Genomic DNA, 25,143 nt, shown 5'->3' on the forward strand with positions numbered 1-25,143 from the left:
TACATTATTTTGTAAAAACCCATTCATTTTTATTAAAAAACGTTATTCCTTGCTACAGATTAAGCCAGCAGGCATTGTGCCAGTGCAGATTCCACAGCACCTTTCAGCATGCCTACTTTAAAACCATTTTGTGCCAAGGGATGCGCATCCGCGACAATCATGGCGGCGGCCTCACTAAATACAGCAGCAGTGGCATTTTTACCGATCAAGAACTCTTCAGCTTCCAGCCAGCGCCAAGGCTTATGTGCTACACCACCAGAGGCTAGCCGAGCTTCAACGATACGGTCACCGTCCAAGTGCAGTGCAGCAGCTACCGAAACCAGAGCAAAGGCATAAGAAGCCCGGTCTCTGATCTTAAGATAAGCACAATGTTTCGCAAATGGATTTTCTGAAATTTTAATAAATGAAATTAAAGCATGATCCGGTAAATTATTGTCCAGATGAGGATCATTTCCCGGAAGACGATGAAACTCCTGAAACGGAATAACAGTCTCTTTTTGATCTTTTGTGATCACGTGTACTTCAGCATCCAATGCAACAAATGCGACACAGAGATCAGATGGATGTACAGCAACACAATCTTTACTATAACCAATTATGGCGCTCATCCTATTTTCTCCAGCATATGCACTGCATCCGGTACCCGGTTCACGCTTATTGCAGTGGGTCGTGGTATCGTAGAAATATGGACAACGGGTACGTTGCAAGATATTACCTCCTGTAGAAGCCATATTTCGGATCTGCGGAGAAGCTCCAGCCAAAACAGCTTTTGCAAGCAACGGAAAATCCTTTAATACCTTCGCGTCGGTCGCAATTTCAGTATTGCGAACCATAGCACCGATATGAATATTTTTGTCATGTGTATCTATTGTACGAATAAGCGCATCATTAATGTCTACAACAGTATCCGGAAGATGCACGTTCTTTTTCATCAAATCGACCAGATTTGTTCCGCCCGCGATATACTGCACATGATCTTTTTTATGAGAAAGTGCAGTTTTGGTATTGGTTACTCTTATAAATTCGAAAGGTTTCATGATTGCGCTACTTTTTGAATAGATTGAACAATACCGTTATAAGCTCCACAGCGGCAAAGATTGCCACTCATAAATTCTTTAATTTCCTCAACGGAATGCGTGTGACCCTCTTTTACACAGGCAATAGCCGACATAATTTGCCCGGGTGTACAATAGCCACATTGAAAACCATCACATGCAATAAAAGCCTCCTGCATCGGATGCAGTTGCTCACCATCGGCAATTCCTTCAATCGTGGTTACCTCTTTTCCGACCGTAGAGGCAGAAAGAGTCAGGCAGCTTAAAACCCTTACGCCATCCACATGGACCGTGCAGGCGCCACATTGACCGTGATCACAGCCCTTCTTTGTACCGGTAAGGCCAAGGTTTTCACGCAAAAGATCCAGCAAGGTAGTTCTTGTATCCGAATCAAGCGTGTAAGCCTTTTTATTAACCTGTAACGTCAAAGGAACTGTGCGCTTGGCAGGAACAATAAATTGTTTCACCTGTAGGTAGGCCGCTTTTAAAGAAGCCGGAAGGGTCGCCAGTAAAGTAAGGGCGCCAGTGGTCTTTAAAAAAAATCTTCTGCTGAAATTACTGTTTTTCTTCATAATTGGAATATTTTTTTGTCCTTACCATTGAACAGTAAAGCCAAATTAAGTAGCCAAAGCATAACTTTAGAACAAATTAAAGCAGTTAAAAGTTTTCATATGCCTATATTAAACGGCGACCGTTACGCATAACTAAAAAATATTGTTCTACCTATTTCAAATTTCATGAATAGCCCGCAATTAATAAGTACATATATTACTGTTTCTGCTACCAATATTACTGATCCTAAGCTGAGGACTTTTTTAAGATCTCATGTAATAATAATACTAAGTGGCTAGGTTAATTCTTTTAGCGAACTTTCTTTTTTTTACGAGGATCATTTTCTAGTTTTATTTTCCGCTCCAAGTTCGCTAAACGTTTACGCCAGCGCATTATCTGCGGTTCTTCGAAAATAGGAAAACCATTGTCATCAACTAGACCCAATGCTTTAGCTAAATTGTGACTAAGAGCTGCAGATGTACTATTTTCACTTTTCCAAGCTAAAAGATCCTGCTGCACATCCTTCTCATAAGCTTGAAGTGCCTTTTTTATAATTGCGATTTCCATCTTATATTTTTTTTGGCGATGGTATACAATCATGAGTCTATTATATGCCTGCACATGTAATGGATCTTTTCCAATTATTGCCCTATAGCTTTTTATAGCGCCATTAGAATCACCATCTATTTCTTGCTGTTTACCTATTTTCATGAGCTCATTAAGAGAAATACGAATAGCTTTCATACTATTGCTCTTTTAAACATATCCAGACCGGTGCATGGTCGCTTGTTTTCTCCCAGCTTCTTACATGCCTGTCGATTCCGCTTTCTAAAAGTCTGTCTTCCAATAAGGGACTAAGTAAAATATGATCCAAACGGAGACCGGCATTCCGGCTGTATGCATGCCGCAAATAGTCCCAGAAGGTATATACCTTCTGATCCGGAAATAATTTCCGTATAGTATCCAGCCATCCTTGAGCTACAAGATGCTCAAATGCCTTCCTAACTTCAATTCTGAACAAAGCATTATCGGTGTATTTTTCCGGTTTGTATGTATCCATCTCCGTCGGAATGATATTAAAATCTCCAATAAGGATGACGGGAATCTCCATTGCTAACAAGGCCTTAGTTCGCTTGGTTAGCCGTTTTATCCAGTTGATTTTATAGTCGAACTTTGGTCCTGGATAGGGATTCCCATTAGGCAGGTACAAGCAGCAGATCACGAGCTGATTGACAATAACCTCTAGGTACCGGCTATGGGTATCGTCTTTATCTCCAGGCAATACGCGTGAGACTTCTGTGATATCGTATTTAGAAAGCACTGCAACACCGTTCCAGCTTTTTTCACCATGCCATACTGCCTTGTAACCAGCGTCGGTAATAGCCTGTATAGGAAAACGCTCCTGTGGAGCCTTTAATTCCTGCAGACAAACGACATCAGGAGATTCCTCCTTTAACCATCGAAGCAATACAGGTAGACGGCCATTAATACCATTGATATTATAGGTTGCTATTTTAATCATGACTTAGCATATATCATTATGATCACTTCACATTAAAACAAACACCGCTCACCAAAGTTTGACCGACAACGGTATTGAAATAAAAACATTATTATCCCGGTTAGAGAACAAAAGTGGACTATCTAGTGTACTCTTTAATATCAAGGCTTTAAAAGGAGCCTACATAAGATGAATACTGATATTTGCTAGAGGGTCGAGATCCGATGCAGGTAGGGTAATAACAGTTAGTATTTCACCACTTAAAACGAAAATCATGGAAAAAGTACTGATAACTAATATGATGCAGCAATTGCGAGATATCGAAAGTGCTGATCTATGGATCGATGAAAATTTCGAAAAGAAGCTTGCTGAAGTAAATGAAATGACAGCGTTCGAGCGTCCGCTTCCGGACATGCACAGCATCGCCGAATTGATGTCGCATTTGATAGAATGGCGAAAGGAAGTCCTCAGCCGTCTCCAAGGAAATCCCCGTGGACTTGAAATGACCGATACCGCAAATTGGCGAACCAATACAGAACTTGCCAAAAAAGAATGGAAAAATATGCTTCTGGAATTTCACGGCACACAACAAAGCATCATCTACTTTCTGGAAGGCAAAGACGATGTATTTCTATCGACACCCTACCCTTATGCAGATCCTGCATTTCCACACGATTACCAATATTTAGTAACAGGACTTATCCATCATGATCTATACCATCTCGGACAGATGGGCATAACGATTAAATTCTTAAAAATGCGCGAAATCAATCAGATGGCATAATCATCTTTCAGCTTCATGGCATGTTTTACCCTTTAACATTCACCATAAGTTTAAATAATGAACTAACATTCTTTTAGATTGTTTATTAAATAAACATGAAGAGCATATACGATGGAAAATTTATTGCAGGAACAGGCCTATCTGTTAAATAATTTAGTAGAGGCCAATAATGACCGAATTGCGGGTTATACCAAATATATTGAACTGTTACCAAAAGATACGCACAACGATATTGATAAGTACCTTAGGCAATACCGGGATCAGTCTGAACAATTTATTACAGACCTCAAACCCTTCGTTTATGAGGCAAGCGAATTTCCACAGCTAAGCACAACTATATCGAGCAAATTACGCAACATGTGGCTGGATCTGAAGAATAGTTTTGTTGAGAATACGATCCAGAGCATCTTAAATGACTGCGAAAAAAGAGAAGACATCTACAAGCGTGTGTATCATCACACTTTAGAAGAAAAAGAAGTGCTGACATTAGAAGCAGAACATCTCATTCGGCATCAGGCGATACTGCAGCTTCAGGCTCATGATCATATTAAAAGCCTGCGGGACAAAAATTTAGCGGATTGTCCGTAATTACGGCATTGATTCTTTAAGATGATTTGGAAAGGTGGCCATGCACAAAAAAAAGCAAGCACCAACCGATGCTTGCTTTTATAGCTATTTTTTCAATACGTGAATTGATCTTCCTAGCTCCGTATCCTAGGAACTGCTATCCTGATCTTCGAACTCCTATTCCCACCACTACAGTATAAAAAATGTCTTTGGCTTCAAGGGCTCAGGAATATGTTCTTCTCCAAGCAATTGTTTGATATTGATTTCAATATTACGTGCTATCGCGGTTACGGGCACATCACTTTGCCGATTGCGAAAAGGATCCTGTAGATTATAGGCCGTCTTATCTGCCAGGAAGAACAATGCTGCGATCAGCACCAATAGCGGAATTTCGAAAATCGGGCTGACATCCTGTATAGCTATCGATAAGGTAATCAGAAAGAGATAGATCGCTCCGTGAAGAAAAAGGCGGTAAGTAACCGGAAATACGGTATTATTGATCCGTTCAGCCCGACCCATCGCATCCACCAGCCTGACTAAGGTTTGATCCAACTGAACACGGAAAAAATCAGGAATTGCCTGCTTTTCGGACAGATCCTTGATAGCAAGCGCCTGCAACTGGGTAATTGCCAAGGGCACATTGCGATGCTGTTGCAATAGATCAAGTTCATCCTGCGTCAACTCCAATGGTCTTGCTAACGGGTTGAGGTCGCGAAGTGAATCCCCTAATGCATAGCACCAGGCAATCTGCTTATAAGCAATATCCTTTATCACCCCTGCATATTCAGGAGCGAGATAGCTCTGCATCTGGATGACAAGCGACCGGGAGTCATTAACAATAGCGCCCCATACTTTGCGTGCTTCCCACCATCTTTCGTACGACTGGCTCATTTTAAAAGACAATAAAACCGATATGGCGGTACCTAAAAATGCAGGAACCCCCAAGGGCATATTCGGAAGCTTATCGTGTAAAATATAAGTCAATCCATTAAAAATTAAGCCGATAATGGCCACCAAAGCCACTTCCCTTTTAACTTTGTTAAACATATAACGAAAGGGAATTTTAGAAGAGTTTAAGATCATAATAGCTTAACAAACTTTATTTATATCTGTTTCCGCCAAGGCTATTTTGTTTTGAATTTTGTAGCGATCTGTGTACAAGTATTTCAAAGAATATCATTAATATTTCAAAAAAGAGTGTTTTCATACTAAATCAGTATTTTGATGGTTCACTCTTGGTACCATTATTTAAAATCTCGCATCAACCCAACATAATTTACGTAAGTTAAGCAGTCCTAAACAATTCAACAGCACACTGATTTGATTTTTCGAAGAGATTCTACAACACTTACTTCTACTATTTAATTAAAATAAAATCAACTTTCCTATATGGTTAATTGTTATAGACCTAGATAACAACGATATTTTAGTAAAATCTCATAAAAAAAAGGAGGACTATGCCTTGGTACAATGATGACTATCCGCCAACTTATAAAAATTTGCCTACTCATATCCGTATTAGAGCCATTGAAATGGCCGATACATTGCTACAGGAAGGTGTTCCTGAAGATACTGCTATTGCGATCGGGCTGAAATTAGCCAAAGAGCATTTTGCAAAAATTCAAGAAGACGATGGTATTGCGAAGTTAGGGGCCATGGACCACATGCCAATCGATTCTAAAAAATAAGTAGGCGGTTTCAAATATTAAAAATAATAAAAGGCTGCGTATGAAAATACTACAGCCTTTTATCCTATTAACCACTTTAATGAACACGGTGATGAACCGTATTATAAAATTAAGAATAAAAATATACGTTAACAAAACAAAGATTGTAATACCAGTATATAAAATAAAATTACCGATTAAATACCTACTTCGACAGGACCTTATATTTTAAATGATAACATTCATATTTATAAATTAGTTAAAACTTTTACAATGTTACTTCATCACGTAGCATTTTAATGGCATCATGTGCTTCCAGCTGTTTATCCAACTGCTTTAAAAGTATATTTTTCACCTCGATAGATAATTGATCATTATCCTCTTGAAGAATTTTTTTGTACGTGTCCTTAAACGCATCCTCTCCCTTTTCACAACTTTCCAATAAACTTTTTCTGTCATTACCTGCAATCGTTACTTTTACGCTCATCCACATTCTGAACAGTTTACCGCTCAGCATAGTGGCATCGGTCGGTTGTTCACCTTCCAAAACCACAAAAGGTTTCAGCTCTTCAATAAAATGTTGCGATTGCAAGACATACTTTGCAAATAATTGCTGTAAGCTATCTAAACTTAGTGTATGCGAAAGATCTAATGCTGTTTTATAACCTTCCACCCGATCATTATTAATTTTAATCAGGTCATTGATAATTTCTGGGTTGTTCAAATGATTTTCCATAATACATTGAGTTACTTTATAAATATTTATACAAGAAAAACAACCCATCGTAACAGGAGTTCACCGTTACTTTGATTTTCAAGTATTAACACAAAAATTCCGTATATACCACGATTTCAAAAATAATTACGCCGATAGAAAATTAAAACACCTCTTCCGATTGATCAATTACGACACTCTTACACAACGAATTGGAAATCCTGCTGGATAGTTAATGTTGTGATATGTTATACCACCACCTTGTGTAAATCTTGAAATCGTAATTGATCTTGAATTGAGTCGATCACCATTTAACATGATAATGTACGTTTCTAAATCACCTCCATCACCAATATACGGAAATGGTAAAGTCCAATAATTGGAATTCTTCTCTGGTAGCGGTCTGTAAGGTGTAATATTAAATCGCAGAGTATTATCAGGATAAGGGGAAGCCGTACCGCTGGCAGCAAATTCATAATAATTTAAACCACTTTGTGAATCATTCAGAAAAGGAAAATTATTAATATACCCAATAGGTGTTATGGAACTTTTTACTTCCTCCTGTGAGGGCATTTTCCATGTACCTTGGGGATAAACATTTAAACATGGATCACCTTGATCAATCAGTTCCTGAGGCTTCCAGCTTGATTTCACTGCAGTAGATTGATGAGTATGCAAAAATCGGTATGGGTTATGCGCATTTTCATGTACGTAAAGGTTTTGCCTTGCCCAGCGTAAGCCATTTTTTGTTATTGGTGATTCTAAAATATTGAATAGGCAATAATAGCTCTTACCCTCTTCAATCAGGGCAATTTCTTGTTGGAAAGTAAAAGGAGTAGCAAGGAGATTCTCATCGAAATTACGTATTGTGCCATTATCCAAACGTATACTTAAACCATTAATTTGCACATCAACCTTAAGATCTTCATTACCCTGCATCACTGGAACGTAAAAGTAAGCTAATTTTCTATCCTGAAAACCGCTTTCAATATCAATAAAGTCTCTGGTTTGGAGAGTTGACAAGTTGTGGTTGATATCGCGTGGCACAAGGATCCCGGTTTTTATATCCAGCGCTCCGTTATTAATTGTTCCAGCAGAACCGGCGCCTATTTTTACTCCCGCTGTCAAGGCTGTCATATCAGCAAATAATCCCATAGCATTAATTTCCACGGCCAGTCGTGCAAATTTATGACTAAATGTAATTGGTAGTGCAATTTGGGCATTCTCGGTATCTGGTACCGTAAATTCTCCCGAAGCGTACAGCACATCTTTATTCTCAGGGAGCGTAACAATACTGTTTTCTCCTGTTATATTTGGAATTTCCTCTGTATTATTATAGGACAGCGCATGCCAGGTGTAGCTTGTACCTCGGGACACCTGGAGTTGTCCAGGAGTTCCAAAACGAAGAGCCGCGGAGCTGACAAAGCCACCATCATCCTTTTTGAAGAGGTAGAGCCGATAAGTTATTCCGCTAGCAGGAACATCCGCTTGAGGACCTGTCAATGTTGCTTTATTTGAAACTCCTTTTTGTTTTACGAATTGTCGTTGTAGTATTTCATCACGCATGCTCACCTGTACATCAAATGCGTTATGCTGTATTATTTTAGAAACTTGGGTCTTCGCCGTTAATTTGGCTTTATTTTTCTGTCCTAGACCTGTGGAACTTTGGACCTCCTTAATACCGGTTACAGTAACCACCAGCATGGTTTCGTTTACTGTGACAGGAGCTTCGTTATTACCTTCTTTTGAACATGAGGCAAAGATACTTATACCTAAAAAAATCAAGAGGTAATGGGTCGTTTTTTTCATAATTTGGAAATGGTTTTGTTTTGAGGAACATAAGATTTATATTATATTACTGTATGTTTTGCTATTAAAAACAAAACATATACACAATGTCCCCTCATTATTTAGAAATCCGTGCGTCACGTTTTATAACCTGGTGCAATTATAAATCTTGATTTTGAGTGCCTCCGATTTCTGATTCCCAATTATTAATAATAGGCTCTTCAGGTGCGTTTAATAGAGATCCCGCGGCTATCCCCTGCTCCAACTCTACTTGTAATACCTGTATAGTTGGTACAACATAAACATTGTTTTTTCGTTTTTTCATGTGATTCAATTAGTGAATTGTTAAATAGTTACTTATAATGGTTTATTTAAAATTTTAAATTTACTTTATTTTTGAAAGTTTTTACAATATTTATTTAAACACGTATAAATCCCTTCATCAGATCCCAACTCCTAAAATATATAAAGTGATCATTGCTTTACGCACCTCCTTTGATTATTTTAATAATCTGTGCTTTTCGTATGAAATACCGTTATTTAATTTTTATGGCAACTAAAACAGATATAGTTTGTTATTGATATGGAGAAATTTTGTACTTCTTGTTAATCAGGAATCCACTATACATAAGTATGTTAGGCTAGCCTTTTTCATTGTAAGCTATCAGTAATAGCTTGCGAAGAGAAAATAAAGGATTTTGGGATGATGGCACTAAATTTCTGTAGGAAGCAGGACGTTAAACTTAAATAAAAGGACAGACTTAAATAAAAATTATATGATACATGATGCGCACATTATTATTCATGCCGCACGGGTAGGCAACATAGAAGTACTAGAAGAACTGATTCGTCAGAAAGTAGATCTTAACAGTAGAGATGATAAAGGTTATACGCCACTTATCATTGCCTGTTATAATAACCAATATGAAGCCGCGCAATTATTATTAAACGCAGGCGCACATGTTAATGCACAGGATAACGGCGGAAATAGTGCACTGATGGGCGTGGCATTTAAAGGTTATAAGAATATTGCCGAACTACTGATCAATCATGGAGCAAATCTCGATCTACAACATGGAAATGGAGGAACTGCGCTCATGTTTGCAGCTATGTTTGGAAGAAACGAGGTGCTACAGCTTTTATTAGAGCGAGGTGCTAATAAAAGTATTCTCGATACTAGAGGCCTATCAGTTGCGGATCTAGCTGCTCAACAAGGTAATGATGCAGCATTAGAGATATTACAAAATTAAAAGCTCATTTGTTATTATAAAAATACCCGGCATGACCGGGTATTTTTATGACAATAATTCTAACCGCATTATGCGGGTACCAATCTTGCTTTTTCGCGGTTCCAAAAACGGTGCTGTCCTATCGCTTTAATAAATAATGGAGCAATAGCCTCCCCATTCTCACGCACAACCACGCCTTCTGCCAAAACAGATTCCTCAGAAAAATCTTCCGGTATTTTCTTAAAGAAATAAGTCGCCTCGAGTACCTGTAGAGCCTGTTCATCAGCTGCAATGGCTTTACAATGCTTAAATGCTTCATTTAAAAAGTGAACGGCATTTGCTTCAGCTTCCAGTGTAGCCACACTATTGGTTCCACCAGGTACATAGACAGCATCATATAATACCGATGCCGCGGTCAAAAAGCTTTCATCGACCGGTACAGGAGTATCATCGGAAGCAACGACCACCCCTTGTTTAGGAGCTATAATATGAACAACACCTCCGGCAGCAACAATTCTTTCTTTGACCGAAAATAGTGATTCCGTGTCTACCCCATCAGCGACAAGGAAAGCAATCTTTCTGCTCTTGATATTATCCTTCACCGTATTTACCATGCTTAATGCCAGTGACTTTTTTACTTCACCATCCACCTGTATCGGCTTATAGTCGTCCGAATTTCCATCTGCCGGTATACTACGGTTAACAGGTTTTTCCAACACTTCAGGCACTTTAAGACCTAATTGGAAAGCGACGGCGGCGGCCAATCCCTTATCAACCAGTGACAGGATGCCGACCATTCTTTCACGAACAGCTACCGTTTTAACCTTACCGAGTTCAAAACTGAAAGCATCGATCATATGGTTTTTTTCGGGCTCCGATTGGCTGTAAAAAAACAACCTCGCTTGACTAAAATGATCAAGAAAGCTTTTGCTTCTATTTCTTACTTTTCTGGCATCGATGCGTTCCTCATAAGAAGTAAAGCCACCATCGGCTTCTTTCACCTGCTGCGGATCGTTATTACCCAATGAATTTGGTCCGTAGCTGACCTTACCTCGGTTAATCGTTTGACGCATAAAACCGTCCCTTTGGTTATTATAAACAGGAACAATGGGGCGATTGATTGGGATCTCATGAAAATTTGGTCCACCTAACCGGATCAATTGCGTATCGGTATAAGAAAACAAGCGACCTTGTAACAAAGGATCGTTTGTAAAATCAATACCCGGCACTACATTTCCGACATGGAATGCCACCTGCTCCGTTTCAGCAAAGAAATTATCAGGATTGCGATTCAAGGTCATCTTTCCGATCCGTTGTACCGGAACCTGTTCTTCGGGAATAATCTTGGTCGGATCTAAGAGGTCAATGCCAAACTTAAATTCATCTTTTTCTGCCACAATCTGTACCCCTAATTCCCATTCTGGAAACGCACCACTTTCAATTGCTTCCCAGAGATCCCTTCTATGGAAATCAGGATCTTTGCCGGAGATATTCTGCGCTTCATCCCAGGCTACAGCATGTACACCCAATAAAGGCTTCCAGTGGAATTTAACAAAATTTGCTTCACCTTTAGCATTGATAAAACGGAAAGTATGCACACCAAAACCTTCCATCATCCGATAACTGCGCGGTATAGCCCTATCGCTCATCAACCACATAATCATGTGGGTAGATTCGGGCATTACTGAAATAAAGTCCCAAAATGTATCATGCGCTGATGCCGCTTGCGGAATTTCATTATCTGGCTCAGGTTTGACAGCATGTACAAGGTCTGGAAATTTCATCGCATCCTGGATAAAAAATACAGGCATATTGTTGCCGACAAGATCGAAATTTCCTTCTTGCGTATAGAATTTAACCGCAAATCCGCGCACGTCTCTCGCCAGATCGGTAGATCCTTTAGAGCCAGCTACTGTTGAGAAACGAACAAATACAGGAGTTTCAATTTCAGTGTCATTTAAAAACCCAGCTTTGGTGACACTTTCCAACGGTTCATATAATTTAAATACGCCGTGAGCGCCAGAGCCCCGGGCATGAACAACACGCTCAGGGATACGTTCATGATCGAAATGCGTGAGCTTTTCTCTTAAAATAAAATCTTCAAGCAGCGTAGCACCACGATCTCCGGCGCGAAGCGAATTCTGATCATCATTAATGGCTAAGCCATGATCGGTAGTCATCATTTTTCCTGTTGCATCTACTGTATGAGGAGCTAGAGATTTAATCTTATCATTTTCTGCTGAAACCGCAGACTGGTCTTGAATATCATTTTTTTTCATCACCATAGATTTAAATAATTTATGATTCTTCCGCTGCAGTATAGTTAACATCATCTTCAGCAACTTCTGTTAACAAACTATCTGCAGCCTTCTCTTCTTCAAGAGTTTCTTCAAGTAAAGTGGCAACATCTGCTAATCCCAAGGTAATGGCCAGTTGCAATAAACCACCATAACTAGCAATTTCGTAATGTTCAACTTTTTGAGAGGCCAGTATGATACCAACATCGCGCGTTGCAGATTCGGGCTCTGTACTCTCAATAATCCCCTCGCCCTCCTTAGCTAAACCTTCCATTGCATCACATTTTTTAGCAATTGGTACTTTGCCCATCAGCTGAAATATTTGCTCCAGACGTGTTACATGCCCTTCAGTTTCTTTCAAATGATTAGTAATGGCTTCAACTAAAGCTGGAGAAGTAGCTGCTTTAATCATTTTTGGCAACGTTTTGGCTAAATGGTTTTCTGCCCAATACAGATCCATGATTCCATCCATAAAGAGCTCAAGCAATGCCGGCTCTGCAGTAATGGATGATTTAGTTTTAAATTTCGGGATAGTTCCAGTTTCGTTTTTCATAACATTTTATTTATTTGGAGGCATTATCGCGTAAACTTTTAATTTCGTTGTGTGCTTCAGATTGCTTACTCGATTGATCTAACAGGATATTACAGACCTCCATTGATAAATCGTTGACATGCTCTTCGAGCGTTTTTTTATACGTCTTTTTAAAAGCATCCTCTCCTTTTTCGCAACTTTCAAGCAAGCTCTTTCTATCGTTTCCGACAATATTTCCTTTCACACTCATCCACATTCTGAAAAGTTTACCACTTAACATGGTTTCCTCTGTTGGTTGCTCTCCTTCTTGAAGCACATAGGGTGTGAGTTCATCAATAAAGCGTTCAGATTGCAAAATATTATTTGCAAACATATGACGAAGCGTATCAAGACCTAAACCATGCGCAAGATCCAAGGCAGTTTTATAACCCGCTATACGGTCATTATTAATTTTAATTAAGTCGTTGACGATGTCTGGATTGTTTAGGATGACGTCTGGATTGTTTAAATTATTTTCCATAATGTTTTTTTTAGTTGATTTAACAGTTATAGGAAAAGAACATACCTTAGAATCGATAGTTCAATACAGTTTCTAATTCGGGTATTTACACAAGAGTTACGTATTAATCACCAGTACGGAACATAGATTTAGTCAAATAAAACTGTTAAAAAGCTTGCACAACCATGTAGCTTATTTTAGTAAACAAATAAAGGTCATAGCATTCTTGTTACGAGCCAAATTTGTTTTTTATTATTAACCATGCAGTGCTTCATTTTTAATCTTACCACCTACTTCTTTAGGTTATGTGTAGATAGGCCCTCCGTAGCAGGCCCCGTAAGTAACTCCCCATTTGGTGCGTAGCGAGCTCCATGGCAAGGGCAATCCCAGCTTTTTTCGGTGTTATTCCATTGCACAATGCAGCCAGCATGCTTACATACGGGATCTAAGGCAAATAATGTTCCCTCATCATCTTTATATACGCCTAAAGTGTGTTTATCATAATCGATAATTTTCCCTTCTCCCTTAGCAAGATCAGCTAAGCCATCAATTTTATCAACGGCAAGGCGATCGATGATCAGATGTTTAGCAACATCAAAGTTTTCCGAAATAAAATTCGAAAACCCAGCAATGGGCTTAACCCTCCCCGGCGAAAACAGTTGTTCATATTCACTGGTACCATTTATAATAAGATCTGCAATAATTTTACCGGATAATGTTCCGAAAATCATTCCATTACCACTATATCCAGTTGCTACAAACTGCTGTTTTGATTTCTTTCCAGGAAAATAACCAATGTAAGGAAGCCCATCCGTGCTTTCGTAATACTGAGAAGACCATTTATACAGCACAGCCCTTACAGCATAATGCTTTCTTACAAATGCTTCCAATTTTACAAAATTGAATTCGGGATTAGGATGTTGACCGGTTTTATGGTCTTGTCCGCCAACCAATAAGATCGTTTGGTCTTGATAAGTAGCTTTCCTAAAATAATGAAAAGGTTCCTGCATATCGTAAATGAGATCATCGGGATATTGATGCTCATCTTCCAGCTGAAATCCCATGACATAACTTCGATAAGGAGCAAGTTTAAACGTTAAGAGATGAATCCCCGGCGGCGTATGGGTAGCATAAACCACAGCATCTGCATAGTAATGATGATCGTCGCCAACAGTTATTTTTTGTCTATTATTCTCTTCTTTGACTTCATTGACTGCTGCCCCTTCTTGAATTACGCCACCAGCATTTTCGTATTGGGATAAAAGCACTTTCAGATATTCCAAAGGATGGAAACGTCCCTGCTTCTCAAACTTTATGGCTTTTGTCATATCCATCGGTCCAGGAATATCAGTGACATAGGTCGCCTGTAAACCTACCTCCAGAATGGCGTCATATATTTTTTTTAATTCTTTCTCTTCATCTTCATTAGTAGCATACATATAGCCATTGCAATGCTCCAGGTCACATGAAATGTTAAACTGTTGCACGTGATTGGAAATTATTGTCAAGGCTTCTTTTGCCGCACTGGCTGCTAAGGTGGCATTTTCTTTACCAAAGTTGGAAATCAGATCATAGTAAGGCGTATCAAGAACAGTGTTCAGGTGTGCCGAAGTACCCGAAGTTGTTCCGAATCCTATGGTTTTAGCTTCTAAGATTAAACAGTTTTTACCCGCATTTTGCAGCATTAACCCCGTAGTAATTCCGGTTATACCCGCACCGATAATGACTACATCATAATCGTGTTGTGCTACTGTGTCTTTATGATCATTCAATTGACTTGTATCTTGCCAATAGCTTAAATTAGATCCGTCTCTTTTCATGGATTCTTTCTTTTAATGTACATGATAACCGATTATTTTACTGGTGAAAAACAGTAACTACCGGTGCTATTTACCTATTCTGCTGAGTATTTATCAATTACTTTTTTGAGATCGATTCCTTTACCAAGTACAGGTTTAAAAATGTCACCTACACTTTCCAGTCTTTCAATCGCATTAAATATGGTAAAATCACTCATCTTAAGACCTTTTTTTACCTCTTCCCAATATAAAGGCATCGAAACAGTCGCTCCTGGCTTAGGTCTTACTGAGTATACCGAGGCAATAGTTGCATGCGGTCTGTTCTGTAGAAAATCCAGGTACATCCGTCCTTTCCTATTTTTTACTGTACGTTCTAGACTCGTAAAATTTGGAAGTTCCCGATTGATCAAGGTTACGACAACGCGTGCAAATTCTTTGGATTGTTCGTAGGTATACTTATTATTCAAGGGAATATAGATGTGAAGACCCGTAGATCCACTAGTCTTACAATAGCTTGGCACACCCATATCATCCAGCAATTGCTTGGTAACTTGGGCAGTCTCAATAACCTGATTAAATGAATTTTGGTCAGGATCAAGATCAATAATGCAGAACGTCGGATTGTCTGGTTTTTTAACGGTGCTATTCCAGGGATTCATTTCAATACAGCCCAGGTTGGCCATATACAGTAAGGTCGCTTCATCTTTCCCGACAAGGTACAGTTTGTCCTTTTGATCTGTCTCACTTTTATATAGGTAAGTTTCAGCCCATTCGGGTGCGCTGTCTGCCACATTCTTAAAATAGAAACCTTCTCCTTTTATACCATCAGGGAAGCGGTTCATGCTCTGAGGCCGATCTTTGAGATAGGGCAATATATAAGGCGCGATCTGGTAATAGTAATTGATGAGATCGCGCTTGGTAATTTTCTCATCTGGCCAAAAAATCTTATCCAGATTCGTAAACTTCAGATCTTGTTTATTGACCTTTTTGACCTGCGTTTTTTCTGTCGGATTTAATAAAGTTTTTCGTTTCATCTTACCTTGGGCAACAATAATATTTTTCTTTGAATCATTTACAATCTTCTTGGTAGATTCCTCTTTTTCCAGAACAATACTTTTTGGATCTTTATCCTCCCGCAATCCTATAAATGAAGGATGACGCATCACGCCATCTGTCGTCATTTCGGTAAAACTAACCTCACAGATTAGTTTTGGTTTTAGCCAGGTGACATTTGCATGTGGCGGGTCAGGTCGGAATCTAGAGGCTTTATTGACATCAGGTTCTGTACTGAATGGAGATTTATCAGCAGTTACTTGATTAAACTTTTCCAGCATCTCTTTTTGCAGCTTGTCACTGAAACCAGTCCCCACCTTACCGGTGTAAACCAGTTTTTTCCCTTCATATACGCCCACTAGAATGCTGCTGAATACTTTACTTGAACCATCGTTTTTTGTAAAGCCTCCAATAACAACTTCCTGCCGCTTATTTGCTTTAATTTTTAACCAGTCCTTTGTTCGAGCATGTACATGGTAAGCACTATCTTTACGTTTTGCCATAATCCCTTCCAGCCCCATTTCTCTTGCAGTTTCTAAAAACTTGATCCCTGAAGTATAAAATGGCGTACTCAACTTAATGGTTTCGCTCGTTGATAAAATTTCATGAAGTATTGCTTTGCGATCAGTTAAAGTTAATTTGGTCAGGTCCTTTCCTTTATACCATAAAATATCGAATACATAATAGAGTAAATCTCCATCCGCCTCACTACGCCAGTTCTGCAGTGCACCGAAATTGGCATGCCCGTTCTCACCCACAACAACAATTTCACCATCCAAAATAGCTTCCAGCTTCATCGCTTTTAGCTCTTCATAGATGGGGTAAAATTTCTCGTTAAAACTCTTATCATTACGAGATTTAATTTCAGTTGTTTTATTGCCATTTAAAAAAGAAACAGCTCTGTAACCGTCCCATTTCACTTCATAAAGCCACTCATCGTCATCAAAAGGTTGATCAGTCAGTGTGGCCAGCATAGGCTCGACATGCTCATAGAAATCTTTTTTAGGCGTTTTTTTTAGAAGCATCGCTAGGTCGATATCATCACCCTCAGTTTCATCCGAAGTCGAAAGTTTTTCTTCGATACTTGCGGAAGCTTTTTTCTTGCCAGCAGGCTTATCTTTGGAACTACTTTTCTGGGTTGTTTTTTGTCCATAAACACGATCCGGGGACTTTTCCATCTGTGCGATGCTCTTTTTAGAAATAACAGATTTATCCTTTAGGGTGATATCTTTATCACTCGCATATTTATCGTCCAGCTTCATCAGCAACCAGCTATTTTCAGCCTTGCCATACGCCTTGACCAAGGCAAATTCGCCTTTCAATTTGTTGCCGTTAAGCTTAAATTTAAGTTTACCGGCTTTTAGCTGTTTTAAAAGCTCTTTTTCCTGTTTTTTGACATCGCCACCTACAGAATCAGCAGGTTCATAAGTTCCTTCATCCCAAACAATGACTGTTCCACCACCGTATTGTCCCTTGGGAATCACGCCTTCAAAATTCCGGTAATCTAAAGGATGATCCTCGACCATCATGGCCAGTCGTTTAATATCAGCATCGAGCGATGGCCCCTTTGGTACAGCCCAACTCTTAAGAACACCATCCATTTCTAGGCGGAAATCATAATGCAGATGGGAAGCAGCATGCTTTTGTACCACAAATCTTAATTCTTTACCAGAAGACTTACCGCCAAAAGGTTCTGGCGTATTCTTTTGAGATCGTTTTTCACGATATTTATCTAAAGTCATAATTCATGAGTTATACGTTGAAAAAGAAACCACTAAGTAGCCTTACCTTTATGTTCCCAATGATCTTTGACGGTATTGCCCTCATCGTCGATTTTTAGTCTTCTGGCATATCGGTCTCCGATAATATTTCCGTTAGAATTCTTCTTCCCTATAAAAAGCATAATTGGCCTCCCTTCATCATCCGTTTTAAACATCAGATCGTACCGTCCGAATTTCTGCTCCATCAATGTTAATGGGGCATACTGTTTTACTAAAATTTTTAAAATTGGCTCTTTTAATGACATACCGTAATTATAAATAAGTACCAGGTTCCATATTGATCTAAGAACACACCTATTACGCGTATAGTTCTAATGATCATGAAATCGGGTATTTTATCGCCATAACGGGCATAAACCACTGTACGAAAGTCTGATCCGAAGAAGCAACCACAACATAAGATATACCTCCTACTGCAGTTAAATCTAGCTCATTCTGCTCCATACATCTCGTCCACATTACGTGGCTCAATACTGCACAAATTTATGTTGCACAGATGACAAACCACTTACCAATACAAACGTATAACTTTATAAGTTATTGAAATATAGATAAATGATTGATTTGTCTGTTTAGTAAAACTTTCAGATATTTGTGTGGGTACAACATTAACCAAAAAATGGCCTTAAAAAAAATGAGAAGATTATTACTAAATGCGATTTTTATCAGTAGTTTTTCCTGTACAAATAGTTTCGATACAAACGTAAATACCAAGACCTTTGGTGGTAACTCTAGCCAAGATCACATTTAAAGACTGTTCAAAAATAACAATCAGTAATTAATTTTAAGTATTCGTTTCATTGACAATACTTTTGAATCAAAAAATCAACAAAATACACAATGAAGAAATTTTTAAAAGTCCTTAAGTTCACATCGATCACTATTTTAAGTATTTGCTTACTGTTTATCTTATATTTTTTTATCAGCAATAAATTATTTTTAGAATCTAAAAATGAGGATAATATAAGCTATCTGATGAAAAATAGTACGGAAATCACAAATTCAATTAATGACAAATTATTTGATGATGATTTTTATCAATCAAAGGTTTTCCTTTTGGGAGAAATTCATGGCTACGCTGACAATCAGACATTGGACAGGGAGCTGCTTTTTTTCTTAAATAAAAAAGTGGGTGTTAAATATTACATTGCAGAAATGGATAGCATAACAGCTACAAAACTGAATAATTTCCTGACAGATAGTATCAAAAATCAAGAAACCTTAAAGGACGTTGTATTGGCAATCCGTAAAAGAATTCCGCAACAATCAAGTCAGGAGCTTTTGGAAAAATGGAATGCTATTTATGATTATAATCAACAACTAACCGACTCATCAAGAATTACAGTAATAGGAGTTGACAAAGATTTTGATGACCATTCAAAAGTGGCTAGAGATTCGGCAATGGCCAATAATTTTAAGAATTCAATCAAAAATTTAAAACTTAAAAATGAAAAATTCTATGGTCTTTTTGGTTATTTCCATGTATTGCAAAACACAACTGAAAATGGAAAACAAACATTCGCTTCTGAGCTAAAAAAATCGGGTATAAAAACCACGAGTTTTGTTAGCTATACCTTAGACAGCGAAATGTACCTTCCTAAAATTCCGCAATTTCCCACGCCAGAAAATGAACGAGTGGATTGGAGTAATGCAGATGGTCCATTACAACTTGTAAAGGGAATCAATGATTTAAAAGAATTGAGTAAACCAAATTCAATTACTCTATTTAAGTTAAATTCAGAGAACTCACCCTTTCTAAAATCGCAACACCTAATCAGTATAAAATCGAGAGTTTTTGGAGAAAATATTGTACCTCAAAAAGGCACTGTTACAACAGATTATTTTCAATATGTTTTTTTATTGAAAAATTCCAAAGCATTAACAAGGCTGAAATAAAAAATTACGGTTAACAAATAGTTTCCAAAATAGCGACACAGCTTTTTCGTGAAAACTTTTTTACAAAAAATATCCGGCCAAAAAAAACCGGGTATTTTCTGAAAGAAAGCCACTGGCGCAACTATGATCAAGACCTAAAAAAGTTTTATATCCGATCATCCCGTCATGATACCATAAGATCACCAGATGCTATTATTTTTTATCCTTACTTTTAAATTTTAACAAATTAATCGGTTCTAACGAACTATTCCCAATGAAGCCATTTGGTCAATACGGCACGTAATGTCTGTTCAATTATAGGTTTAACAACAAAATCATCCATTCCTGCCGATAGACATTTTTCTTTTTCTCCTAGTACATTTCCAGCTGTTAAAGCAATAATAGGTGTTCTAGCTCCTACTTCTTCCTTACGGATTACTTCAGTTACTTCATAGCCGTTCATAGCAGGCATCTGAATATCCATCAGAACCAGATCAGGATGCATTTCCTTAAAGATTGCAAGCCCCTGTCTTCCATCTTTAGCTTCCAGAACTTCGATTTCCGGTATGATGTTCCGGATCAAGATAGTTGCAAGACGTATGTTAAATTCATTATCTTCAACAATAAGAATTTTAAGGCCTTCTCCATTGCGTGAATCCTGAGAAACGGGAATAATGTCTTTTTCAGTCTCCTGAGCTTCTATATTTGAAAGAACAGTATACAGATCATCAAGTTTTACCGGATTTTCAAGCCAATGCCGGATACCTAAGGATGCGCAGATGCTGCTCATACTTCCCTCGCTAGAATCAAAGATCGGTATCACAGCGTGATTATTGTCGATACTAAATAATTTTTCTTTCATCTTTTTGATGGTTTCCATACCGTTCATTATTGGCAGGTCATTGTCAATAATAATAACATCGTACTGATTTCCTTTCATTAACAATTGCAACGCTTCAAAACCATTCGCCGCTTCGGAAACTTTAATATGCTGCAATTTTAACATCTGTGCTAAAAGCGTTCTGCTAGCAGCACCATTGATCACGATCAATACCTCTCGAATAGTTTGCAGATTTAGCCATTCACGTACTTCACCATCATCATAGCGCACACTGAGATCAAAATAAAAACGGCTCCCAACAAGATATGTGCTTTCAAGCTTTAGCCCGCTACCCATCATCTTCAGCAGTTTATTAGAAATAGTTAGTCCCAGGCCCGTACCACCGTATCGTTTTGTGGTCGAGGCATCTTCTTGAGAAAAGGCATCGAATATTTTCTCCTGTTTTTCTGCTTTTATACCAATGCCCGTATCCCGGACACTGAAGCGCAAGCTGGTCAGATCATCCTGCCTACATAAGAAATCGACACGTAGCTCAATTTCACCTTTCTCCGTAAATTTCTTAGCATTGCTCAGTAGATTCATCAATACCTGCTTAACTCGAAGGGAATCCACCCAGATATATTGCGGAACATTTGTCGAGATATTAAGGTAAAATTCCAGATTCTTTCCCTGCGCTTGAAAATTTAAAAAATTGCACACTTGCGTCAGCAATTCATAAAGATCACATTTATCAATATCCAGCTCCAGCTTCCCGGCTTCAATTTTTGAAAAATCGAGAATATCATTAATGATACTCAACAGTAAAGTAGCGGACTGATCTACAATTGACAGGTATTCTCGTTGGGTATCATCGAGCGTGGTTCTGGTCATCAAGTCTGTAAAACCGATAATTCCATTGAGAGGTGTCCTGATCTCATGGCTCATATTTGCTAAAAATTCAGATTTCGCAATACTACCCTGTTCAGCAAGAACTTTTGCTTTTTCCAATTCTTCACGTTGATGTATAATCTTGCTGATATCGGTCGCTATACCCAGATAACCGATAATATTTTCTTCAACATCATGAATGGCAGTAACCGCAAGCGAAACATATAATAATTGTCCATCTTTTCTTACGTAAGTCCACTCTCTCTGCTCGGCACCATAGAGCTCAGGTTTTTCAACAAAAACGCGAAATCCTGCTATTGGATGTCCCAATTCCATAGTCAGTTCATTCTCACGTATCCGAATCTCATCCTGTAAATGGAAAAGTGAAGGTGTAAATTTGCCGATAATCTCCACACTGCTGTAACCAAGAAGATTTTCTGCACCTTTATTAAACAGGGTGATCAATCCGTGGTTATCTGTCGCAATAATACCTACAGCAGATGTCGCTTGCAGAACATCCTCCAGTAACTTTTTAGATTTTAAAGATTCAGCTTCAATACGCTTACGTTTGTCAATATCTTGAAAAGTACCATATAAACGAATACATTGACCATTATCAAACTCCGCATTTCCAAGTGCCCGTACCCACAGTTCTTCACCTGTAAACGTGACGATCTCCATCTCCAGGTCCCATGAAATCCCCTTAGTAATAGCCTCATCAATAGCTTGGCTTATTTTTGTTCGACTGTCACCCTCCTTATAAAAATCTAATCCTTGAGCGATATCAGGTTGATAATTAGGTGGAACACCATGAATTTCCTTTGTTATATCAGACCAGGTCAGATGCTTTTCAAGCAGATTATACTCCCACCCACCTATTCGGGCCACTCTTCCTGTCCGCGTTAACATCGCCTGAGTATTTTTTAAATCTTTCTCAAGAAAATGCTGTTCTGTGATATCAACAGCATTACCGATGACATACGGTTTTTTATCACCATTCGGTTGCAGAATGTTATTGAATAACCAGATACGTAATTCACCCGACTTTGTTTTAGTGCGCATCTCTCCTTTTGCCGTACCGGTTTTAACAAGCTGGTTGAGGTATGCATCTAAATTTTTATGTCCTTTAGTAGGAATAATATCATAAAGAGACAGTTTTTCAATTTCAGCTCTAGTATAACCTAAGATAGATGCACTCGCATTATTAACTTTAAGCAGATTACCTTCCAGATCATGCGTACACATCAGACTTTGGGAATTATCAAAAAATGCTTTTAATTCCCGTTCGCTTTCTTTATATCTTTCTTTTTCTTTTCGATTGATAATCAGGGACACGACCTCATCACGAAGCAGCGACAGCACCTGTTTTTGATCTGAACTTAAGTCTTTAGGCTCCGTGTCTATAACACAAAGCGTTCCCAGAGCAAAACCGTCTGGATCAACCAAAGGAAATCCTAAATAATACCGGATGTAGGGATCCGAGGTAACAAGCTCATTATTTTTGAATCGTTCATCTTGTTGAGCATCTGGAACCTCCATAAAATTACGATCTTTAATGGCATACTGGCAGAATGCCAAGCTTCGGGAAGTTTCTCCGACATCAAGGCCAACCCGGGATTTAAACCATTGCCGGTTCTCATCAATTAAGGAAATCAGTGATATAGGTACACCGCACACCAGCGAAGCGATCTTGGTAATACGGTCAAAATCCTCTTCGGGCTGTGTATCTAATATTTCGTAATTATATAGTGCATCTAATCGCTCCGACTCATTTGTTTTTACTGGTCCCTTATTCATAACTTCAATATCAAGTATTATCAATAATTTTAAGACTTCAGGTTTTTATAACTGCATATTAAGTCATAAGTAACTGTCTAACAGTCTGCTTTTTCTTCAAAAGAAGTAGCAGGCACGACAATTTTTTAAAAATGTTATAATGACTTTTAAAGATAATGAATTCTACGCAGATATTAATTTAAAAATAATTTATATTATGCACTCAACCACATTATAACGATAATTAAAATACTAATATTTATGTAGTATTTCCAATTTTTTTTTTCGATTACCTTTTAGGCTAGCATACATATATATAGTACAATGATATTACACTGTATGTAAATCATTGTTAATAAATACTAATGAACATATACCGAGTCAGAGGAGTAAAAAAAGAAAGGATATTTCTCATACCGTCGCTTCTTTTAAATTCATGTTATTTAAAGCTATTTAGTTATCGTCCTTAATCGAAATACGAACAACATAACTAGAAACAAAGACGACAATCTGATATCATGAAAATGCTAGTTATGATATCAAAAAGGAGACTCCTGACAGAATCTCCTTTTCAAATTTAATATCCAGCATTGTCTCCAGTAAACGTAACCCCAGCGCGACATACCATTAATTCACGAATTAAAAGACAGCTTTATTTCAATAGTGTTTCTGTTTTAGTCAGAAAATTCTGAATAGCATCTTTTATATTGATACCGGATCTTTCTGCTAATACGATCAACCACCAAATATTTTCACCAAGTTTATGCTCCAGTTCAGGTTCCGAACCAATTTTGGGCCAGCGTTTCTGTTGCGACATAATGTTCCGACCGATCAGTCCAGCGTCGGTTAAGTAAGCTAAAGCATCTTCTTCCCAAGTCCATTCGCTTCCATGATGCATCATCTCCAGCTCGTGGTACTTTTTCCTGATTTCTATTGAGCGACGAATGATTTCGTCAAAATTATCTTTCTCCATGATTATATATTTTTATATTGCAACAAATCTGCCTTCACAAACAGTATTTTACCATTTTTAAATTTGATATCAAATGATCCCCCGATTTTGCCTTCTGGAAAATCACCTGTAAATCGTACCTCCAGATATACATGCTCTTGTCCCATTTCCATTAAATTCATTTCTTCTATCTGCGTATTATACCCAATAAAGTATTTATCAAAATATACCTTAATACCATCATATTTCTCAAATTTTATTCCTAAAGACACATCATCTAAGATCGCTTCAGGTAAATAAAATGAGAGATATTTTTCAGTATTGAATGAATTGCTCGCAGCAATCCATGCAGTAATAAACTGTTTTATATCCATTTGTTTATTTTTTAACCCATACAGGTGTAATTGTTAAGATTTTCTTATAAATTGGACATGTTTCAGTATGTGCACCATGTAAATAACCGATGCTCATTAAAAACTCATTTACAATTTCACCGCCAGTAAAACGGAATGTTTTCTTAAAAAGTTTTACCCATTCTTCTTTAGTATTTAAATAATGGAGTTCTAGCCATTTTTCAAAACTGCCATATTCCTGTTGCAGTATTACAATAGTTTTTGCATTCTCAATAGCAGCATTCACCTTCAATTTATTGCGGATAATTCCTGGATCGTTTAAAAGGCGTTGCTGTTCTTTTTCTGAATAGGATGCTACTTTTTTTAAATCAAAATTATCATACGCCTTACGAAAATTGTCCTCTTTTTTTAAGATCGTTTCCCAGCTCAGCCCTGCTTGATTAATTTCCATAATCAAACGCCCGAAAAGCTCATTGTCATCATGTATAGGAAAACCGTAATAATGATCATGATACTTTTGATGAAGACTTCGTCGAGGCTCTATCATCGTTGAAATATACTCGCAATAACTCATAACGTAATATTTAAAATTTATACTGATACAAAGATGATTACATCTAAGTGCTTAAAATTCGTCTAAATGGTGGTTTTCGTTGCCAT

General features: G+C 38.0%; 23 protein-coding genes. 5 read left to right on the plus strand and 18 right to left on the minus strand.

The genetic code is table 11. The features are described 5' to 3' along the window. Positions 1-59 precede the first annotated feature (59 nt). From M2265_RS02645 to xth, 4 genes are all read right to left on the minus strand, one after another. Positions 60-1,037: an FAD binding domain-containing protein gene (locus M2265_RS02645; RefSeq protein WP_132768027.1), complete on the minus strand. Its 978-nt coding sequence runs from the start codon at positions 1,035-1,037 to the stop codon at positions 60-62. Beyond that, a complete protein-coding gene (locus tag M2265_RS02650; protein ID WP_132768025.1) occupies positions 1,034-1,627 on the minus strand; it encodes a (2Fe-2S)-binding protein in 594 nt (197 codons plus the stop codon). The genes M2265_RS02645 and M2265_RS02650 overlap by 4 nt, the downstream gene beginning before the upstream one ends. A 289-nt stretch (positions 1,628-1,916) precedes the next feature. Then, positions 1,917-2,351, minus strand: coding sequence for a tetratricopeptide repeat protein (locus tag M2265_RS02655; RefSeq protein WP_132768023.1), 435 nt, complete (start codon positions 2,349-2,351; stop codon positions 1,917-1,919). Position 2,352: 1 nt separating this feature from the next. Beyond that, positions 2,353-3,129 carry an exodeoxyribonuclease III gene (xth, locus tag M2265_RS02660; RefSeq protein ID WP_317126523.1) on the minus strand — a complete coding sequence of 259 codons (777 nt, stop codon included), beginning with the start codon at positions 3,127-3,129 and terminating at the stop codon, positions 2,353-2,355. Positions 3,130-3,382: 253 nt separating this feature from the next. Between xth and M2265_RS02665 the strand changes: the two genes are divergently transcribed. Both M2265_RS02665 and M2265_RS02670 read left to right on the plus strand, forming a co-directional pair. Beyond that, positions 3,383-3,892: a DinB family protein gene (locus tag M2265_RS02665; RefSeq protein WP_132768021.1), complete on the plus strand. Its 510-nt coding sequence runs from the start codon at positions 3,383-3,385 to the stop codon at positions 3,890-3,892. 111 nt (positions 3,893-4,003) lie between these two features. Then, on the plus strand, positions 4,004-4,480 hold the full coding sequence (locus M2265_RS02670) for a PA2169 family four-helix-bundle protein (RefSeq protein WP_021191750.1): 477 nt from the start codon (positions 4,004-4,006) through the stop codon (positions 4,478-4,480). Positions 4,481-4,648: 168 nt separating this feature from the next. On the opposite strand, the gene M2265_RS02675 is transcribed toward M2265_RS02670, so the two are convergent. Beyond that, a complete protein-coding gene (locus M2265_RS02675; RefSeq protein ID WP_243655369.1) occupies positions 4,649-5,506 on the minus strand; it encodes a bestrophin family protein in 858 nt (285 codons plus the stop codon). 410 nt (positions 5,507-5,916) lie between these two features. Between M2265_RS02675 and M2265_RS02680 the strand changes: the two genes are divergently transcribed. Next, positions 5,917-6,147, plus strand: a complete 231-nt coding sequence (locus M2265_RS02680) for a hypothetical protein (RefSeq protein ID WP_132768020.1) — start codon at positions 5,917-5,919, stop codon at positions 6,145-6,147. A gap of 247 nt (positions 6,148-6,394) precedes the next feature. Here the strand turns inward: M2265_RS02680 and M2265_RS02685 are convergent, their stop codons facing one another. From M2265_RS02685 to M2265_RS02695, 3 genes are all read right to left on the minus strand, one after another. Then, positions 6,395-6,862 carry a PA2169 family four-helix-bundle protein gene (locus M2265_RS02685; RefSeq protein WP_132768018.1) on the minus strand — a complete coding sequence of 156 codons (468 nt, stop codon included), beginning with the start codon at positions 6,860-6,862 and terminating at the stop codon, positions 6,395-6,397. Between the two features lie 168 nt (positions 6,863-7,030). After that, on the minus strand, positions 7,031-8,650 hold the full coding sequence (locus tag M2265_RS02690) for a fimbrillin family protein (protein ID WP_132768016.1): 1,620 nt from the start codon (positions 8,648-8,650) through the stop codon (positions 7,031-7,033). Positions 8,651-8,789: 139 nt separating this feature from the next. After that, the gene (locus tag M2265_RS02695; RefSeq protein WP_165905827.1) at positions 8,790-8,954 is read right to left on the minus strand and encodes a hypothetical protein; all 165 of its coding nucleotides are present in this window, start codon (positions 8,952-8,954) and stop codon (positions 8,790-8,792) included. A gap of 451 nt (positions 8,955-9,405) precedes the next feature. Between M2265_RS02695 and M2265_RS02700 the strand changes: the two genes are divergently transcribed. Beyond that, positions 9,406-9,879, plus strand: a complete 474-nt coding sequence (locus M2265_RS02700; RefSeq protein ID WP_132768014.1) for an ankyrin repeat domain-containing protein — start codon at positions 9,406-9,408, stop codon at positions 9,877-9,879. 68 nt (positions 9,880-9,947) lie between these two features. On the opposite strand, the gene M2265_RS02705 is transcribed toward M2265_RS02700, so the two are convergent. The 6 genes from M2265_RS02705 to M2265_RS02730 form a co-directional block, all read right to left on the minus strand. Then, complete coding sequence (locus tag M2265_RS02705) at positions 9,948-12,137, minus strand: catalase (protein WP_132768013.1); 2,190 nt, start codon at positions 12,135-12,137, stop codon at positions 9,948-9,950. A 19-nt stretch (positions 12,138-12,156) separates the two neighbouring features. Continuing rightward, positions 12,157-12,708 carry a ferritin-like domain-containing protein gene (locus M2265_RS02710; protein ID WP_132768011.1) on the minus strand — a complete coding sequence of 184 codons (552 nt, stop codon included), beginning with the start codon at positions 12,706-12,708 and terminating at the stop codon, positions 12,157-12,159. A gap of 10 nt (positions 12,709-12,718) precedes the next feature. Beyond that, positions 12,719-13,207, minus strand: coding sequence for a ferritin-like domain-containing protein (locus M2265_RS02715; protein WP_132768009.1), 489 nt, complete (start codon positions 13,205-13,207; stop codon positions 12,719-12,721). A 269-nt stretch (positions 13,208-13,476) separates the two neighbouring features. Beyond that, complete coding sequence (locus M2265_RS02720; protein WP_132768007.1) at positions 13,477-15,006, minus strand: FAD-dependent oxidoreductase; 1,530 nt, start codon at positions 15,004-15,006, stop codon at positions 13,477-13,479. 74 nt (positions 15,007-15,080) lie between these two features. Further along, positions 15,081-17,780, minus strand: coding sequence for a DNA ligase D (ligD, locus tag M2265_RS02725; protein WP_132768005.1), 2,700 nt, complete (start codon positions 17,778-17,780; stop codon positions 15,081-15,083). Positions 17,781-17,812: 32 nt separating this feature from the next. Then, a complete protein-coding gene (locus M2265_RS02730) occupies positions 17,813-18,064 on the minus strand; it encodes a hypothetical protein (protein ID WP_132768003.1) in 252 nt (83 codons plus the stop codon). Between the two features lie 730 nt (positions 18,065-18,794). Between M2265_RS02730 and M2265_RS02735 the strand changes: the two genes are divergently transcribed. Continuing rightward, positions 18,795-19,715 carry a hypothetical protein gene (locus M2265_RS02735; RefSeq protein WP_243655368.1) on the plus strand — a complete coding sequence of 307 codons (921 nt, stop codon included), beginning with the start codon at positions 18,795-18,797 and terminating at the stop codon, positions 19,713-19,715. Between the two features lie 244 nt (positions 19,716-19,959). Here the strand turns inward: M2265_RS02735 and M2265_RS02740 are convergent, their stop codons facing one another. From M2265_RS02740 to M2265_RS02755, 4 genes are all read right to left on the minus strand, one after another. Further along, positions 19,960-23,199, minus strand: a complete 3,240-nt coding sequence (locus tag M2265_RS02740) for a response regulator (protein WP_132768000.1) — start codon at positions 23,197-23,199, stop codon at positions 19,960-19,962. Between the two features lie 631 nt (positions 23,200-23,830). Further along, on the minus strand, positions 23,831-24,151 hold the full coding sequence (locus M2265_RS02745) for a MazG-like protein (protein ID WP_021191740.1): 321 nt from the start codon (positions 24,149-24,151) through the stop codon (positions 23,831-23,833). 2 nt (positions 24,152-24,153) lie between these two features. Further along, positions 24,154-24,504 (minus strand): hypothetical protein, encoded by a 351-nt coding sequence (locus M2265_RS02750; protein WP_021191739.1) that lies wholly within the window; start codon positions 24,502-24,504, stop codon positions 24,154-24,156. A 4-nt stretch (positions 24,505-24,508) separates the two neighbouring features. Continuing rightward, positions 24,509-25,057, minus strand: a complete 549-nt coding sequence (locus M2265_RS02755; RefSeq protein WP_031289291.1) for a DNA-3-methyladenine glycosylase I — start codon at positions 25,055-25,057, stop codon at positions 24,509-24,511. Between the last annotated feature and the right edge of the window lie 86 nt (positions 25,058-25,143).

Source organism: Sphingobacterium kitahiroshimense, assembly GCF_025961315.1.
Classification (GTDB): domain Bacteria; phylum Bacteroidota; class Bacteroidia; order Sphingobacteriales; family Sphingobacteriaceae; genus Sphingobacterium; species Sphingobacterium anhuiense.

Coding starts and splice junctions, on each gene's coding strand:
- M2265_RS02670 (WP_021191750.1), top strand. CDS start 4,004: ATGGAAAATTTATTGCAGGAACAGGCCTATCTGTTAAATAATTTAGTA.
- M2265_RS02755 (WP_031289291.1), bottom strand. CDS start 25,057: ATGAGTTATTGCGAGTATATTTCAACGATGATAGAGCCTCGACGAAGT.
- M2265_RS02715 (WP_132768009.1), bottom strand. CDS start 13,207: ATGGAAAATAATTTAAACAATCCAGACGTCATCCTAAACAATCCAGAC.
- M2265_RS02665 (WP_132768021.1), top strand. CDS start 3,383: ATGGAAAAAGTACTGATAACTAATATGATGCAGCAATTGCGAGATATC.
- M2265_RS02680 (WP_132768020.1), top strand. CDS start 5,917: ATGCCTTGGTACAATGATGACTATCCGCCAACTTATAAAAATTTGCCT.
- M2265_RS02650 (WP_132768025.1), bottom strand. CDS start 1,627: ATGAAGAAAAACAGTAATTTCAGCAGAAGATTTTTTTTAAAGACCACT.
- M2265_RS02690 (WP_132768016.1), bottom strand. CDS start 8,650: ATGAAAAAAACGACCCATTACCTCTTGATTTTTTTAGGTATAAGTATC.
- M2265_RS02695 (WP_165905827.1), bottom strand. CDS start 8,954: ATGAAAAAACGAAAAAACAATGTTTATGTTGTACCAACTATACAGGTA.
- M2265_RS02735 (WP_243655368.1), top strand. CDS start 18,795: ATGAAAAATAGTACGGAAATCACAAATTCAATTAATGACAAATTATTT.
- M2265_RS02745 (WP_021191740.1), bottom strand. CDS start 24,151: ATGGAGAAAGATAATTTTGACGAAATCATTCGTCGCTCAATAGAAATC.
- M2265_RS02705 (WP_132768013.1), bottom strand. CDS start 12,137: ATGAAAAAAAATGATATTCAAGACCAGTCTGCGGTTTCAGCAGAAAAT.
- xth (WP_317126523.1), bottom strand. CDS start 3,129: ATGATTAAAATAGCAACCTATAATATCAATGGTATTAATGGCCGTCTA.
- M2265_RS02675 (WP_243655369.1), bottom strand. CDS start 5,506: ATGTTTAACAAAGTTAAAAGGGAAGTGGCTTTGGTGGCCATTATCGGC.
- M2265_RS02750 (WP_021191739.1), bottom strand. CDS start 24,504: ATGGATATAAAACAGTTTATTACTGCATGGATTGCTGCGAGCAATTCA.
- M2265_RS02685 (WP_132768018.1), bottom strand. CDS start 6,862: ATGGAAAATCATTTGAACAACCCAGAAATTATCAATGACCTGATTAAA.
- M2265_RS02740 (WP_132768000.1), bottom strand. CDS start 23,199: ATGAATAAGGGACCAGTAAAAACAAATGAGTCGGAGCGATTAGATGCA.
- M2265_RS02645 (WP_132768027.1), bottom strand. CDS start 1,037: ATGAAACCTTTCGAATTTATAAGAGTAACCAATACCAAAACTGCACTT.
- M2265_RS02730 (WP_132768003.1), bottom strand. CDS start 18,064: ATGTCATTAAAAGAGCCAATTTTAAAAATTTTAGTAAAACAGTATGCC.
- M2265_RS02655 (WP_132768023.1), bottom strand. CDS start 2,351: ATGAAAGCTATTCGTATTTCTCTTAATGAGCTCATGAAAATAGGTAAA.
- M2265_RS02720 (WP_132768007.1), bottom strand. CDS start 15,006: ATGAAAAGAGACGGATCTAATTTAAGCTATTGGCAAGATACAAGTCAA.
- M2265_RS02710 (WP_132768011.1), bottom strand. CDS start 12,708: ATGAAAAACGAAACTGGAACTATCCCGAAATTTAAAACTAAATCATCC.
- ligD (WP_132768005.1), bottom strand. CDS start 17,780: ATGACTTTAGATAAATATCGTGAAAAACGATCTCAAAAGAATACGCCA.
- M2265_RS02700 (WP_132768014.1), top strand. CDS start 9,406: ATGATACATGATGCGCACATTATTATTCATGCCGCACGGGTAGGCAAC.